This is a genomic window from Streptomyces sp. NPDC002785 (genome assembly GCF_040295565.1).
Taxonomy (GTDB): Bacteria; Actinomycetota; Actinomycetes; order Streptomycetales; family Streptomycetaceae; genus Streptomyces.
The window spans coordinates 42,605-55,169 of record NZ_JBEOVN010000025.1 but is presented as its reverse complement, the minus strand read 5'-3'; the positions used below and the strand labels follow the sequence as shown (position 1 = coordinate 55,169).

The window sequence follows — 12,565 nt, the reverse complement described above, 5'->3', positions numbered from 1 at the left end:
CGGCAGGCCGTCCCCTGCCTGCCGTCCCCGCCACCGGGGCCCATTTCCACCGGCCGGTACAGCGTCTCCGCTCGAAACGCCGACCCGCCAGGGGTCTGTGGTTACGACCTCGCCCAGGTCGTTACTCGCCGGGGTGCGCGAGCTCGATGTCGTGGCCGTCGACCCCGCGACCGGCCACGGTCAGCGCACCGGCCACCGGCGGGTAGCCGGTCGCGATGACCGAGTACTCGCCCGCGTCCAGGTCGGTGAAGGCGTACGCCCCGTCGTCCCCGGTCGTCGAGCTGGCGACCACATTGCCCGCCGCGTCGACCAGCGTGACCCGGGCGTCCGGCAGCGGCAGGCGGCCGGTACCGGCCCGCACGACGCCCTGCACCAGCGCACCGGACTGCAGTGCGGCCTCGATCCGGGTGACGCCCTGGCCGCCGATCTCCACCGGCAGCGCCAGCGGACGGAACCCTGCGGCGTTCACCGCGACGGTCACCGAACCGGGGACCAGTTCACCGAAGGCGAACTCGCCCGTCTCACCGGATGTGCCGGTGGCCAGCACATCGCCGCGCACGTCGGTCACGATGACCATGGCACCCTCGACCGGCGCAGCGGTCTCGGCGGTCCGCACGGTTCCGGCCAGGCCGCTCGTACCGGAGAGCAGGATGTCGTACGAGAGCGGCTCGTCACCGACGACCACGGTGGACGCCTGCGGCTGGAAGCCGTCGGCGGACGCGATCAGGACGTAGCTGCCGGAGCCCGGCGCGTCCAGACCGTAGCTGCCGTCGGTCTGGGCGACGGAGCGTCCCAGCTGCCGGCCGGCCAGCGAGATCAGCGTGACGGCGGCCTGTGCGACGGGTGCGCCCTCGGCGCCGCGCACCACACCGTGCACGGCCGTGCCCAGCATGGTGGCGACCGGGGCTTCCAGGGTGTCGACCGAGGAGACCGGGGCAGTCCGGGCCGTTGCCCGGGAGACCGGCGCCCCAGCGACGGCCGGAGCCTCGACCGCCTCCGCGACGGGGACCTCGGCCGCGGCCGGGACCTCGCTCACGGAATTCGTCTTCAGCGCGACCTCCTTGATGAAGATCGTGATCAGGAAGGCGATCAGCGCGGCCGGAGCGGCGTACAGGAAGACATCGCCGACACCGTGTCCGTAGGCGCTCTCCACGACCGTACGGATCGGCGCGGGCAGCTTGTCCAGGTCGGGGATGCCCCCGCCGCCGGTGCCGCCATGGCCCATGGCCGCGCTCTTGGGGCCGAGCTCCGTGAGGCCGTCCTTGACGTAGTGGGTGACGCGGTTCGCCATGACGGCGCCGAGCGCCGAGACACCGATCGCACCACCGAGCGAACGGAAGAAGGTGACGACGGAGCTGGCCGAGCCGAGGTCGGACGGGTCGACCTGGTTCTGCGTGGCGAGCACCAGGTTCTGCATCATCATGCCGATGCCGAGACCCATCACGGCCATGAAGACCGCGATGTGCCAGTACTCCGTGTCGTACCGGATGGTGCCCAGCAGCCCGAGCCCGGCGGTGACCAGGAAGCCACCGCTGACCAGCCAGGCCTTCCAGCGGCCCGTCTTGGTGATGATCTGGCCGGAGACCGTCGAGGAGATGAACAGACCCGCGATCATCGGGATCGTCATGACACCGGACATCGTCGGCGACTTGCCGCGCGCCAGCTGGAAGTACTGGCTGAAGAAGACGGTGCCCGCGAACATCGCGACACCGACGAACAACGAGGCCAGCGACGCCAGCGTGATGGTGCGGTTGCGGAAGAGGCGCAGCGGGATGATCGGCTCGTCGGCCCTGGACTCGACGACGACGAAGATCGCTGCGAGCACGGCGGAGCCGATGAGCATCGCGACGGTCTGCCAGGAGAGCCAGTCGTACTTGTCGCCCGCGAAGGTGACCCAGATGAGCAGCAGCGACACGGCGGCGCTGATGAAGACCGCACCCCACCAGTCGACCTTGACGTCACGCTTCACGACCGGGAGCTTCAGCGTCTTCTGGAGCACGACGAGCGCGATGATCGCGAACGGCACACCGACGTAGAAGCACCAGCGCCAGCCCATCCAGCTGGTGTCCGTGATGACACCGCCGAGCAGCGGACCACCGACGGTGGCGACGGCGAACACCGCACCGATGTATCCGCTGTAGCGACCACGCTCACGCGGGGCGATCATCGCCGCCATCACGATCTGCGCGAGGGCGGAGAGACCGCCGACACCGATGCCCTGGACGACACGGCAGGCGATCAGCATGCCGCTGCTGGTCGACATACCGGCGACGACCGAGCCCGCGACGTAGATGACGAGCGCTATCTGGACCAGCAGCTTCTTGCTGAACAGGTCGGAGAGCTTGCCCCACAGGGGGGTGGTGGCCGTCATCGACAGCAGCGAGGCCGTGACGACCCAGGTGTAGGCGCTCTGGCCGCCGCCGAGGTCGGAGATGATCTCCGGAAGAGCGTTGGAGACGACCGTTGACGACAGGATCGCGACGAACATGCCGAGCATCAGCCCGGCCAGTGCTTCCATGATCTGCCGGTGTGTCATCGGCGCGCCGGACGAGGCATCGGACGATCCCCCGTGCTTGGCGTGGCCGCCCCGCACACCGGTTGGTGTGGTCGTAGCCATTGAGTTCCTTGTCTTTGCTTCTGTTACACAGGTGTGCGGGTGTACGAGTCGTTGTCGCTGTCGGCAGGCCGGGAACGGCAGTCGCCGATGTGCTTCCCGGGGGTGCACCCTCCTGGGCCGCGACAGGCGAAACTGTCACGCAGCCGGGCCAACAGCGTGTTGAGCTGTCCGACGTCGTCGTCGGACCAATCGGACAGGTTGTGGATGAACATGTCGGTGGTGCGCCGGTTCAGATCGTTGAGCACGTCGTGTCCGGCGGGGGTCAGCCGCAGGATGCGGGACCGCTTGTCCGCCGGGTCCGAGGACCGTTCGATCCAGCCACGCTCCGCCACATGGGCGACATGACGGCTGGTCACCGACATGTCGACGGCCATCAGCTCGGCCAGTCTGCTGATGCGCATTTCGCCGTGCTCACGGAGAAGTGCCAGTACGGCGGCGGAGCCGCCGGGGCATTCGGCGGGCAGCATGCGGGCGAGACCCCGTTTGACGGCCCCGATGGCGCTGAGCTGCCGGGCCAGTTCTTCGTACTGACTCCGTACGGCCACGGGCCCCCCAGACATCTCACCGGTTCATCTTGTTGCTTAGGGCAACGATAGAAGCTGTTGGTTGCTGCAGGCAAACGAAATGGGGCTTGCAGAAGTAAAGGAAAGCAAAAGGCTGCGTAGGGCTCGGGTCAAACGGCCAGCGTGTACGGGACGGGTCGGGTGTGTCTCGTGCCACACCCGAGGTGTGGACGGTGGCCTCGAAACGGCAGTAGGCCCCGAGCGTTACTCGGGGCCCGGCCGTCGCCCCGTAGGGGCATAGGGTGCCGCCGGACCGCTAGGGTCCTGACCCATGGCACACAACCGTTCCTTGGCGCCCGGCGCGAGGTGCTGTGCGTCTGGCGGGCCATCCCGAACGGTCTTGGACGACCTGGTTCTCCGCGTTCGCACCCCGGTGGCGGCACGCGTCACGCGCGTGATCCAGTCCGTGGCGGGCAGAGTCCCTGGTGCGAGAGGGGTCGAGCGTTGACCGCAGGAGCCTCTCCCACGTGACGACGCTACAGTTCCACAGGCTTCATATCGCAGTATCCGACGAGCACTTCACCCGATCGAGTGGGAATGCATTCATGCGTAATCAGCCGCCGGTAAATGGCGACCCCCAGGGCCCCGAGGGCAATTACGACGCCGCGGGCAGCACCCAGATGTTCCGCGCCTTCGTCGACGAGGGCGAGCCGCAGCGCCGGCAGCAGCCGGCCGCCTCGTCCGGACCGAAGACCGGGATGATCGTCACCGTTGCCGCGGTGATCGTCGTCCTCGCAGCGGTCGCCTGGCTCGCGCTCCGCTGACCCGCGCACCGGTTCCTCCGTAACTCCTGCCTCCACCCGTCACTTCAATACGGCGGTGACGTCCCGGGTCTCGACATGCATACCCAGGGGCACCCGCCAGGCGTCCACGCAGACGGTGTACGTCTTCGTCCGCGCCGCTCCCGCGTCGATCGGCGCGGGCAGCGGCGCGGTCGACTCGATGGTCGCCCAGTCGACCCCCAGCCCGCCGATGATGTGTGTGGCGAAGGTGACGGTCCCCGAACGCGCCGGTGATCCCCCGGTGTTGCGGACCTCCACAGTCACCTTCTCGCACCAGCGCTCGTCCGCGGCCGCCCGCTCGGGGGCACCCACCACCAGCACGGCAGGCCCCGCCGGCGCGGTGGGGCCGGGCGCCGGCGGGGTTGCGGGGTCCGGGGAGCCGCCTCCAGGGCCACCGGAGCCACCGGAGCCGGTCGTGCCACCTGTACCGCCGCCCGCACTGCCGGTGCCGCCGGCCGCACCGCCTGCGCCGGGGCCGGATGTGTCAGGCGTACCGGGCGGCCGGATCGCCCCGCCGCCCGCAGCGCTCGTACCCCCGGAGCCGTCGCCACCGGTGGAGGCGCCCGGCGAAGGCCCGCCGCCGTCGGCCCGGGCTCCGGTCCTCCCACCGTCCTTGCCACCCCTGTCCAGCGGCACCAGCGTCACCTTCCCCGACGGCGCCACCGCCCCCGACGGCGCTCTTTCGGGGCCCGTGCCCGCCGCGCCGACCGCCACATAGCCGTCGTCCGCCGTCCCGCCGCCGCAGGCGGCCAGCGCGCCGCCCAGACACAGCACGGCCGCCGAGGCGGCGATCACGAAGCCCCGGCGGCCGGTCGAGTCGAGTATCTGGCGTCGCATCGCGCCAGTGTGGCTGACGGTCCGTCAAATCGGAACCCTCGTGCGACGGTGCGGCGGTCCACGGCGGTCAGTCGGCGATGAGCCCTTCCCTGAGCTGGGCGAGCGTACGGGTCAGCAGGCGCGAGACGTGCATCTGCGAGATACCGACCTCTTCGCCGATCTGGGACTGCGTCATGTTGGCGAAGAACCGCAGCATGATGATCTGGCGTTCGCGCGGCGGGAGCTTGGCCAGCAGCGGCTTGAGCGATTCGCGGTACTCGACGCCCTCCAGCGCCGAGTCCTCGTATCCGAGCCGGTCTGCGAGGGAGCCCTCGCCGCCGTCGTCCTCGGGCGAGGGCGAGTCCAGCGAGGAGGCGGTGTACGCGTTGCCGACGGCCAGTCCGTCGACCACGTCCTCCTCGGAGACGCCGAGCGCCTTGGCCAGCTCGGGCACGGTCGGCGAGCGGTCGAGCTTCTGAGCGAGCTCGTCGCTGACCTTGGTCAGCGCGAGCCGCAGCTCCTGGAGACGGCGCGGGACGCGCACCGACCACGAGGTGTCGCGGAAGAAGCGTTTGATCTCCCCGACGACGGTCGGCATCGCGAACGTCGGGAATTCCACGCCCCGCTCGCAGTCGAACCGGTCGATTGCCTTGATCAGGCCGATCGTGCCGACCTGGACGATGTCCTCCATCGGCTCGTTGCGGCTACGGAACCGCGCAGCGGCGTAGCGCACCAGCGGGAGGTTGAGCTCGATGAGTGTGTCCCGTACGTAGGCACGCTCCGGGCTGTCCGTTCCATCGGGGCCCGGTGCTGGCCCCAGTGCGGCGAGCCGCAGGAACAGGGAGCGGGACAGAGTGCGGGTGTCGATGGCTTCCGACGAGCTGGTGAGCACAACTGGTGCGGGTGTGCTCTTCGTGAGCGTGAGCACCTTCGAGCTGCCCTGTTCTGCGGACATGCCACCCCCTTGAGGTCGCGGACGGTCGAGCGTTGAGCCGCGACCATCGGAGGAACGCAGCCTCCACCTGAATACCGGAGGCGAGGCCACGGCAAACGCGGTTTCCGCAGAATGTCACATGTCGTCAACGCGCTGTAGTGACATATCGACAAGTCCTTGTGGCGTCTGTGCAGTTAACAGGGGGTGTGCGGCATTTCGGCCGCCCGAACCGGACTTCGAGTGCTCTACCCGTTCCGGTTACGCCTCGATCTTGTTTGCGGATCGAAGTCGGGCGAAGCTACGGGCCAGCAGCCTTGACACATGCATCTGGGAGACACCCAGTTCGGCGCTGATCTGTGACTGCGTCAGATTGCTGTAGTAGCGCAGCAGCAGGATGCGCTGTTCGCGCTCGGGCAGTTGTACGAGCAGATGCCGGACCAGGTCGCGGTGCTCGACCCCCGCGAGGGCCGGGTCCTCGTAGCCGAGCCGGTCCAGGAGGCCGGGCAGCCCGTCGCCCTCCTGCGCGGCCTCCAGCGAGGTCGCGTGGTAGGAGCGGCCGGCCTCGATGCAGGCCAGCACCTCGTCCTCGGAGATCCTCAGCCGCTCGGCGATCTCCGCGGTGGTGGGGGAGCGGCCATGGGCGGTCGTCAGATCCTCGGTGGCACCGGTGACCTGGACCCAGAGCTCGTGCAGTCGGCGTGGGACGTGGACGGTCCGTACGTTGTCCCGGAAGTACCGTTTGATCTCGCCGACGACGGTCGGCATCGCGAAGGTCGGGAACTGGACACCGCGTTCGGGGTCGAACCGGTCGATGGCGTTGATCAGGCCGATCGTGCCGACCTGGACGACGTCCTCCATCGGCTCGTTACGGCTCCGGAACCGTGCCGCGGCGTAACGCACCAGGGGGAGGTTCGCCTCGATCAGTGCCGCCCGTACGCGGCCGTGCTCCGGGGTCCCCGGCTCCAGGTTCTTGAGCTGTCCGAAAAGGACCTGAGTGAGCGCCCTGGTGTCCGCGCCCCTGGTCCTGGCGGGCGGCGTCGTGCTGTCGGGCATCTCGGTCTGGACCGTGTCGACGGTTTCGACGGCCTGGAAGGTCTGGACGGTCTGGGGAGGCACTTGAGGCGCTGCACTGGCCGGCACGGTCACGCCACCCCTTTGCGGTCAACTTCGGTCAACTCATCCGTCAAAAGCGGTCATAGCATCACAAGACATGTCCACTGTGTGCAAGCACCGTATAGCGTCGTGTTGGGTTCAACTTGGTTTAAACACTAAAAAAAGCCCCTCGCCGTGGTGGCGAGGGGCTCAGGGGACCGGTTGGATCGGGCGGACCAGGTGAATCAGAACGGATAGTCGGCGATCACCCAGGTGGCGAACGCGCGCCACTGCCCGGCGGCGGACTGATGGGCAGGGTGCTCGATGTAGCGCTTCAGAGCGTCCTCGTCGGCGACCGCGGAGTTGATGGCGAAGTCGTACGCGATCGGCCGGTCGGTGATGTTCCAGGCGCACTCCCAGAACTCCAGCTCGGGAACCTTCCCCGCCAGCTCCTGGAAGGCCTTCGCCCCGGCGACGACCCGCGGGTCGTCCCGCTCGACGCCGTCGTTCAGCTTGAACAGGACCAGATGGCGGATCATGGGGTACTCCTACTTCACGAGCTCGGACATGAAGTCGCCGACGCCCTGTGCGGCACTCGAAATGCCCTCGAACCCTATCTGGACAAGTTCCGCCGCCCGGGCCGGGGACGTGATGATCGTGTACGCCACGAAGCCGACTATCACGTAGAGCGCTATCTTCTTCGCTTGCGCCATCAGCCCCTGCCTCCCCTTCGATCCCCTGTGCAGTCGGGCGATTCTATCCGTACGAATGGTCGTATCCCTCAGATGTTTCTGACCACTCACACGGCCTTTAAGGACCAAGGGCCCGGTGATCGGGGCCCTTTGCCCGCTCGTAAGGCTTCTGCGAGGCCGCAGGATGGACGGTGAGCCCAGCGGATCCGGCAGGAATCCGAGGGGCGAGGAACAGGACCTCACTGCGGGGTTCTCGCCGCGAGCTTTTCCCCTGACCGCGGCGAGGGCTTGAGGAGCCTGTTCTCATCGGGGGAAGCGGCTTGTCCCCCGATGCCGCTTCCCCCGACCGGACTTCGCGGGCGTTGGTCCCGGGTACGACGACCCTCGTACCCGGGACCACAGTCGTGTCCGTATCCGCGAGTGTCGGTGCGGAAAACTCGAAGGGCCCGACGCGATGCGCCGGGCCCTTCACAAGAGCGGTAGCGGAGGGATTTGAACCCTCGGTGAGTTTCCCCACACTCGCTTTCGAGGCGAGCTCCTTCGGCCGCTCGGACACGCTACCGAGAGAGAGCTTAGACCATCCCGGCCGTCGTTCGAAATCCGATTCGTCGGAGCAGGCCGCAGACGCGCGGGAGCCTGGTCAGAGGTTGCGGAAGAACGCCGTGAGCCGGTCGGCGCAGACGTCCTCCAGCACTCCGTGGATCACCTCGGGGCGGTGGTTGAGCCGCCGGTCGCGTATGACGTCCCAGAGCGAGCCCGCCGCACCCGCCTTCTCGTCCCGTGCGCCGTAGACCACCCGGTCCACCCGGGACTGCACCAGAGCGCCCGCGCACATCGTGCAGGGCTCCAGGGTGACCACCAGGGTGCATCCGGACAGCCGCCATTGGCCGAGCGCCGCTGCGGCCCGGCGGACGGCGAGGATCTCGGCGTGCGCGGTCGGGTCGCCGGTCGCCTCGCGTTCGTTGTGTCCCGCGGCGAGCAGAGCGCCGTCCGGGCCGAGCACGACGGCGCCGACCGGCACATCGCCGGCCCGCGCCGCCAGATCGGCCTCGGCCAGGGCGCGGCGCATATGCGCCCGCCACGGATCTCTCACGTGATCGTGAGGTTCTCTTACGGGATCGTGCGGTTCCGGCGGTCCTTGCGGGTGCGGTGGTTCGCTCACCCGCGGACCTTAACGGACGGTCTCCAGGACCTCGGCCGCGCCCAGCGCGTCCGCGATCTCCACCAGCGCGTCCGTGCGCAGCATCAGCAGTTCCGCCTCGGGGAGCCCGAGGTCGGCCAGGATCCCGGTGTCACCGAGCGGTCCAGCCGGTACGGCGTCGGCATCGAGTCCGTCGTCGTCGTTGTCGTTGTCGTTGTCGTTGTCGTTGTCGGGGGTGATGTCCGGCTCGCCGTCCTCCGTACCGTCGAGGCCGACGAGCTCTTCGAGGGCGGCAATCGTGTCCTCGGCCCCGGGTTCGCGGCCGAGCAGTTCATCCGTGAGAAGGATCTCCCCGTACGAGGAGCGGGCGGCGGCGGTGGCATCCGAGATGAAAATCCGGGGGTCCTCCTCACCGTCCACCCGGACGACGCCGAACCAGGCGTCCTCCTGCTCGATGAAGACGAGCACCGTGTCCTCGTCCACCGAGGCCTCACGGGCCAGATCCGTCAGGTCGGACAGGGTCTCCACATCGTCGAGTTCCGTGTCGCTCGCTTCCCACCCGTCTTCGGTGCGCGCGAGCAGTGCGGCGAAGTACACCGTGACTCTCCCACTGGTCATAGGGGTGTCGGTCCGGCGGGAGGGCAGCCGGTGGCCCGGCTGTCCTGCGTCCCGCCCATCGGAATCGTGGCAGAAACATAGGCTTTGCGAGAGGAGTTCGGCCGTTGCGTCGGCCATCAGTTCTCCTGGACGCCGCCACCAGGGGGATACCGTGCCGCCGTCCGACCTACCAGCGGAAGGCCCGCATCCGCATGGCCTGGCGCATCCGGGCAGCCCTGGCCCGGCGCGGCTGGACCCGGTCGCGGAGCGCCTTCGCCTCATGAAGCTCGCGCAGGAACTGGGCGCGCCGCCTGCGGCGCGCCGCGTCGGCCTCTTCCACGTCCTCCGCGTCCTTTGTGTCCGGCGCGTCCTGCGGGGCCGGTGTGTCCGGCTGATCCCGCTTCCGCTGTTCCCCGTCCGGCATCGGTTCATCACCCCCAAGGCTGGGTCCGTATGCCCCCCACCTTCCATCCGAACGTGTGATTGATGCCAGCGCACGCGTGCGGGAGGCCCGGTTACTGTTGAGCCCATGCGGATCCACGTCGTCGACCACCCACTGGTCGCGCACAAACTCACCACCCTGCGCGACAGGCGCACCGACTCCCCGACCTTCCGGCGGCTCGCCGACGAGTTGGTCACCCTGCTCGCCTACGAGGCCACTCGGGATGTGCGCACCGAGCAGGTCGATATCGAGACCCCGGTCACACCGACGACCGGTGTGAAGTTGTCGCACCCGCGCCCCCTGGTCGTACCGATCCTGCGGGCCGGTCTCGGCATGCTCGACGGCATGGTGCGGCTGCTGCCGACCGCCGAGGTGGGCTTCCTGGGCATGATCCGCGACGAGGAGACGCTGCAGGCGTCCACCTACGCGACGCGGATGCCGGAGGACCTCTCGGGCCGCCAGGTGTACGTCCTGGACCCGATGCTGGCCACCGGCGGCACGCTGGTCGCGGCCATTCAGGAACTGATCAAGCGCGGTGCGGACGATGTCACCGCGGTCGTACTGCTCGCGGCGCCCGAGGGCGTCGAGGTGATGGAGCGCGAACTGGCGGGTACGCCGGTCACCGTGGTCACCGCCTCGGTCGACGAGCGGCTCAACGAGAACGGCTACATCGTCCCGGGCCTCGGTGACGCGGGCGACCGGATGTACGGCACGGTCGGCTAGGACCGAGCAGGATGCGCTGGGCTGCCGGGGTCGACCCGGCAGCCGTCAGCAGGACGGTGCGGGGGCCGGCTTCGCCAGGGCGGCGAGGGCCGCGGCGGCCGACCGGGGTGTGCTGAACGCCTTGAACTTCGTACCGAGGATCAGATCGACGTCCGCCGTCCTGCGGGCATCGGTCTTCAAAACGGCCCCCTGCAACTGCGTACCAAGGACCGGGAACGAGCCGTTCGTGGCCGACGGGGCGCCCAGAAGTACCCCCGGACCGGCGACCTTCTTGTCGTACGCGGCCGAGGCATTCCCCACCTTGCCGATGGTGAAGCCGCGCTTCTTCAGCTCGTCGGCCGCCTTCTTGGCGAGCCCGCTGCGCGGTGTCGCGTTGTAGACGTTGACGGTGATCTTCGCCGGTTTCGGCAGCGCCTTCGCGGGCGCTGACGGCTTGGCGGACGGGCAGTCCGTCGTGTGGTCGGCGGCGCTGGCCTTCCTGTCGCCGCCCGTGAAGACGTCGATGAGCTGCAGTGTGCCCCATCCGGCCAGCCCGAGGGCAACCACGGAAGCGGTGGCAGCGAGGATCAGTTTGCCGCGACGACGGGGACGGCGCATGCGCGGGTACTTGTCGCCCGTGATGCGGTACTTTCCGCCCATGCCGGGGGGAGTGAGCATGCTCATGGGCGCAGCGTAGTGCGACTCGGTGATGACGCCTACTAAATGATCAATGGATCGCACCTGTCCGGGTGCGAAAGCACCCGAACGAACCTGGATCGGCCCTCAGGGCTTGCGGGTCCGTGGAAGGAACCCGCCGGGCTTCGTCAGCCGAGTTCGAGTACCCGGGCGTGCAGTACCTGGCGCTGCTGGAGTGCGGCGCGGACCGCGCGGTGCAGTCCGTCCTCCAGGTAGAGGTCGCCCTGCCACTTCACGACGTGCGCGAACAGGTCGCCGTAGAACGTCGAGTCCTCGGCGAGGAGGGTCTCCAGGTCCAGATTGCCCTTGGTGGTCACCAGCTGATCGAGGCGGACCGGGCGCGGCGCGACATCCGCCCACTGCCGGGTGCTTTCCCGGCCGTGGTCGGGATAAGGCCGCCCATTTCCGATGCGCTTGAAGATCACACGGAAAGCCTACCGGGCAAGAGCCTCCGGGCGCAGCCATGGGGCAGGACTGCGATGTTGGCGAGAACGCCACAAAAGCGTGCATTCCGGAACAAGGGGTCGTGATGAGTGACAACGACAGTACGGGCGAGACGCGGGTTCGGGTACCGGCGGCGGTTTTGATGCCGGCGCTCCGGACACGGGCGTGGCGTCGGGCGGAGGTGCCGGGGTTCTGCCGCAGCCGGCGCAGGAGATCGTTGCCGGGTACGCCGTCTCCGGGGCCGCCCTGGATCCGGGCGCGTTGCTCCGGGACGCGGTCGCCGGCACGGTCCTTCGGTACGCAGCCGGGGCGGGAGATGCCGTGGTCGCTCTTCGGTACGGCCCGCCGCAGGCGGTGGTTCCCGGCGGCGGGCGGTGCTGTTGTTCGTCGGCTACTGGTCGGCTGCGCGTTTGGCCGCCCTGGCCGCGTATGTGGCCTGCTGCTTGAACGCGCGGACCTCGGCGAGCGACTCCGGGCCGGTGATGTCGGCGACCGAGCGGTGCGAGCCCGCCTCACCGTACGGTCCGGCGGCCTCCCGCCAGCCCGTCGGCCGGACCCCGAACTGCTTGCCCAGCAGGGCCAGAAAGATCTGCGCCTTCTGGGTGCCGAACCCCGGCAGGGCGTTCAGCCGTTTCCGCAGCTCGGCCCCGCTGGAGACATCGCTCCACACCGAGCCGGCGTCGCCGTCGTACTCCGCCACCAGGTATTGGCACAACTGCTGGACCCGCTTGGCCATGGAGCCCGGATAGCGGTGCAAGGCAGGTTTGGCGGTGAAGAGTTCGACGAAGGCCTCCGGGTCGTACGCGGCGATCTCATGGGCGTCCAAGTCGTCTCCGCCCATCCGCCCGGCCAGGGTGTACGGGCCGGAGAAGGCCCATTCCATCGGCACCTGCTGGTCCAGCAGCATGCCGACCAGAGCGGCGAGCGGGCTGCGCGCGAGGAGCTCGTCCGCCTCCGGCTGCTGGGCGATCCGCAGGGTGATGTCCCGGTCCTTGTTGCTCTTGGTCATGGCTTGGATCATCCCGACGGAGGCATGGCCCGGCCACC

Annotated in this window: 15 protein-coding genes and 1 tRNA gene; 2 read left to right on the top strand and 14 right to left on the bottom strand. The window is 68.8% G+C overall.

Features of this window, described 5'->3' with window-relative positions; genetic code table 11:
- Positions 1-121: 121 nt before the first annotated feature.
- Both ABTZ94_RS09745 and ABTZ94_RS09740 read right to left on the bottom strand, forming a co-directional pair.
- Positions 122-2,536: an MFS transporter gene (locus ABTZ94_RS09745; protein WP_502967213.1), complete on the bottom strand. Its 2,415-nt coding sequence runs from the start codon at positions 2,534-2,536 to the stop codon at positions 122-124.
- A 104-nt stretch (positions 2,537-2,640) separates the two neighbouring features.
- The gene (locus ABTZ94_RS09740; RefSeq protein WP_351199236.1) at positions 2,641-3,162 is read right to left on the bottom strand and encodes a MarR family winged helix-turn-helix transcriptional regulator; all 522 of its coding nucleotides are present in this window, start codon (positions 3,160-3,162) and stop codon (positions 2,641-2,643) included.
- A gap of 563 nt (positions 3,163-3,725) precedes the next feature.
- Between ABTZ94_RS09740 and ABTZ94_RS09735 the strand changes: the two genes are divergently transcribed.
- Positions 3,726-3,944: a hypothetical protein gene (locus ABTZ94_RS09735; RefSeq protein ID WP_351199222.1), complete on the top strand. Its 219-nt coding sequence runs from the start codon at positions 3,726-3,728 to the stop codon at positions 3,942-3,944.
- Between the two features lie 39 nt (positions 3,945-3,983).
- Here the strand turns inward: ABTZ94_RS09735 and ABTZ94_RS09730 are convergent, their stop codons facing one another.
- From ABTZ94_RS09730 to ABTZ94_RS09690, 9 genes are all read right to left on the bottom strand, one after another.
- Complete coding sequence (locus ABTZ94_RS09730) at positions 3,984-4,799, bottom strand: hypothetical protein (RefSeq protein WP_351199220.1); 816 nt, start codon at positions 4,797-4,799, stop codon at positions 3,984-3,986.
- A 67-nt stretch (positions 4,800-4,866) separates the two neighbouring features.
- Positions 4,867-5,733, bottom strand: a complete 867-nt coding sequence (locus ABTZ94_RS09725) for an RNA polymerase sigma factor SigF (protein ID WP_351199218.1) — start codon at positions 5,731-5,733, stop codon at positions 4,867-4,869.
- A 237-nt stretch (positions 5,734-5,970) separates the two neighbouring features.
- Complete coding sequence (locus ABTZ94_RS09720) at positions 5,971-6,852, bottom strand: RNA polymerase sigma factor SigF (RefSeq protein ID WP_351199216.1); 882 nt, start codon at positions 6,850-6,852, stop codon at positions 5,971-5,973.
- A gap of 197 nt (positions 6,853-7,049) precedes the next feature.
- The gene (locus ABTZ94_RS09715) at positions 7,050-7,343 is read right to left on the bottom strand and encodes a Dabb family protein (RefSeq protein WP_351199214.1); all 294 of its coding nucleotides are present in this window, start codon (positions 7,341-7,343) and stop codon (positions 7,050-7,052) included.
- A 9-nt stretch (positions 7,344-7,352) separates the two neighbouring features.
- Entirely contained in the window at positions 7,353-7,517 is a 165-nt protein-coding gene (locus ABTZ94_RS09710; RefSeq protein ID WP_351199212.1) for a hypothetical protein, read from the bottom strand.
- A gap of 456 nt (positions 7,518-7,973) precedes the next feature.
- Positions 7,974-8,058: transfer RNA gene (locus tag ABTZ94_RS09705), tRNA-Ser, on the bottom strand.
- A gap of 78 nt (positions 8,059-8,136) precedes the next feature.
- The gene (tadA, locus tag ABTZ94_RS09700) at positions 8,137-8,565 is read right to left on the bottom strand and encodes a tRNA adenosine(34) deaminase TadA (protein WP_351199234.1); all 429 of its coding nucleotides are present in this window, start codon (positions 8,563-8,565) and stop codon (positions 8,137-8,139) included.
- 102 nt (positions 8,566-8,667) lie between these two features.
- Positions 8,668-9,234 carry a tRNA adenosine deaminase-associated protein gene (locus ABTZ94_RS09695; protein WP_351199232.1) on the bottom strand — a complete coding sequence of 189 codons (567 nt, stop codon included), beginning with the start codon at positions 9,232-9,234 and terminating at the stop codon, positions 8,668-8,670.
- A gap of 187 nt (positions 9,235-9,421) precedes the next feature.
- The gene (locus tag ABTZ94_RS09690) at positions 9,422-9,658 is read right to left on the bottom strand and encodes a hypothetical protein (RefSeq protein WP_351199210.1); all 237 of its coding nucleotides are present in this window, start codon (positions 9,656-9,658) and stop codon (positions 9,422-9,424) included.
- A 105-nt stretch (positions 9,659-9,763) separates the two neighbouring features.
- On the opposite strand from ABTZ94_RS09690, the gene upp reads away from it, so the two are divergent.
- Positions 9,764-10,399: a uracil phosphoribosyltransferase gene (upp, locus tag ABTZ94_RS09685; RefSeq protein ID WP_266747425.1), complete on the top strand. Its 636-nt coding sequence runs from the start codon at positions 9,764-9,766 to the stop codon at positions 10,397-10,399.
- Positions 10,400-10,444: 45 nt separating this feature from the next.
- Here upp and ABTZ94_RS09680 read toward each other — a convergent pair whose 3' ends face one another.
- The 3 genes from ABTZ94_RS09680 to ABTZ94_RS09670 all read right to left on the bottom strand — a co-directional run bounded on the left by ABTZ94_RS09680 (position 10,445) and on the right by ABTZ94_RS09670 (position 12,527).
- On the bottom strand, positions 10,445-11,038 hold the full coding sequence (locus ABTZ94_RS09680; RefSeq protein WP_351199230.1) for a LytR C-terminal domain-containing protein: 594 nt from the start codon (positions 11,036-11,038) through the stop codon (positions 10,445-10,447).
- Between the two features lie 164 nt (positions 11,039-11,202).
- A complete protein-coding gene (locus ABTZ94_RS09675; protein ID WP_072488263.1) occupies positions 11,203-11,499 on the bottom strand; it encodes a type II toxin-antitoxin system VapB family antitoxin in 297 nt (98 codons plus the stop codon).
- Between the two features lie 410 nt (positions 11,500-11,909).
- Complete coding sequence (locus tag ABTZ94_RS09670; RefSeq protein ID WP_351199207.1) at positions 11,910-12,527, bottom strand: HhH-GPD-type base excision DNA repair protein; 618 nt, start codon at positions 12,525-12,527, stop codon at positions 11,910-11,912.
- Positions 12,528-12,565: the final 38 nt, after the last annotated feature.

Excerpts from the sequence above, each read along its gene's own strand:
- ABTZ94_RS09745 (WP_502967213.1), bottom strand. The coding sequence starts at position 2,536 with ATGACACACCGGCAGATCATGGAAGCACTGGCCGGGCTGATGCTCGGC.
- ABTZ94_RS09735 (WP_351199222.1), top strand. The coding sequence starts at position 3,726 with ATGCGTAATCAGCCGCCGGTAAATGGCGACCCCCAGGGCCCCGAGGGC.
- ABTZ94_RS09730 (WP_351199220.1), bottom strand. The coding sequence starts at position 4,799 with ATGCGACGCCAGATACTCGACTCGACCGGCCGCCGGGGCTTCGTGATC.
- ABTZ94_RS09725 (WP_351199218.1), bottom strand. The coding sequence starts at position 5,733 with ATGTCCGCAGAACAGGGCAGCTCGAAGGTGCTCACGCTCACGAAGAGC.
- ABTZ94_RS09715 (WP_351199214.1), bottom strand. The coding sequence starts at position 7,343 with ATGATCCGCCATCTGGTCCTGTTCAAGCTGAACGACGGCGTCGAGCGG.
- ABTZ94_RS09710 (WP_351199212.1), bottom strand. The coding sequence starts at position 7,517 with ATGGCGCAAGCGAAGAAGATAGCGCTCTACGTGATAGTCGGCTTCGTG.
- tadA (WP_351199234.1), bottom strand. The coding sequence starts at position 8,565 with ATGCGCCGCGCCCTGGCCGAGGCCGATCTGGCGGCGCGGGCCGGCGAT.
- ABTZ94_RS09690 (WP_351199210.1), bottom strand. The coding sequence starts at position 9,658 with ATGCCGGACGGGGAACAGCGGAAGCGGGATCAGCCGGACACACCGGCC.
- upp (WP_266747425.1), top strand. The coding sequence starts at position 9,764 with ATGCGGATCCACGTCGTCGACCACCCACTGGTCGCGCACAAACTCACC.
- ABTZ94_RS09680 (WP_351199230.1), bottom strand. The coding sequence starts at position 11,038 with ATGGGCGGAAAGTACCGCATCACGGGCGACAAGTACCCGCGCATGCGC.
- ABTZ94_RS09670 (WP_351199207.1), bottom strand. The coding sequence starts at position 12,527 with ATGACCAAGAGCAACAAGGACCGGGACATCACCCTGCGGATCGCCCAG.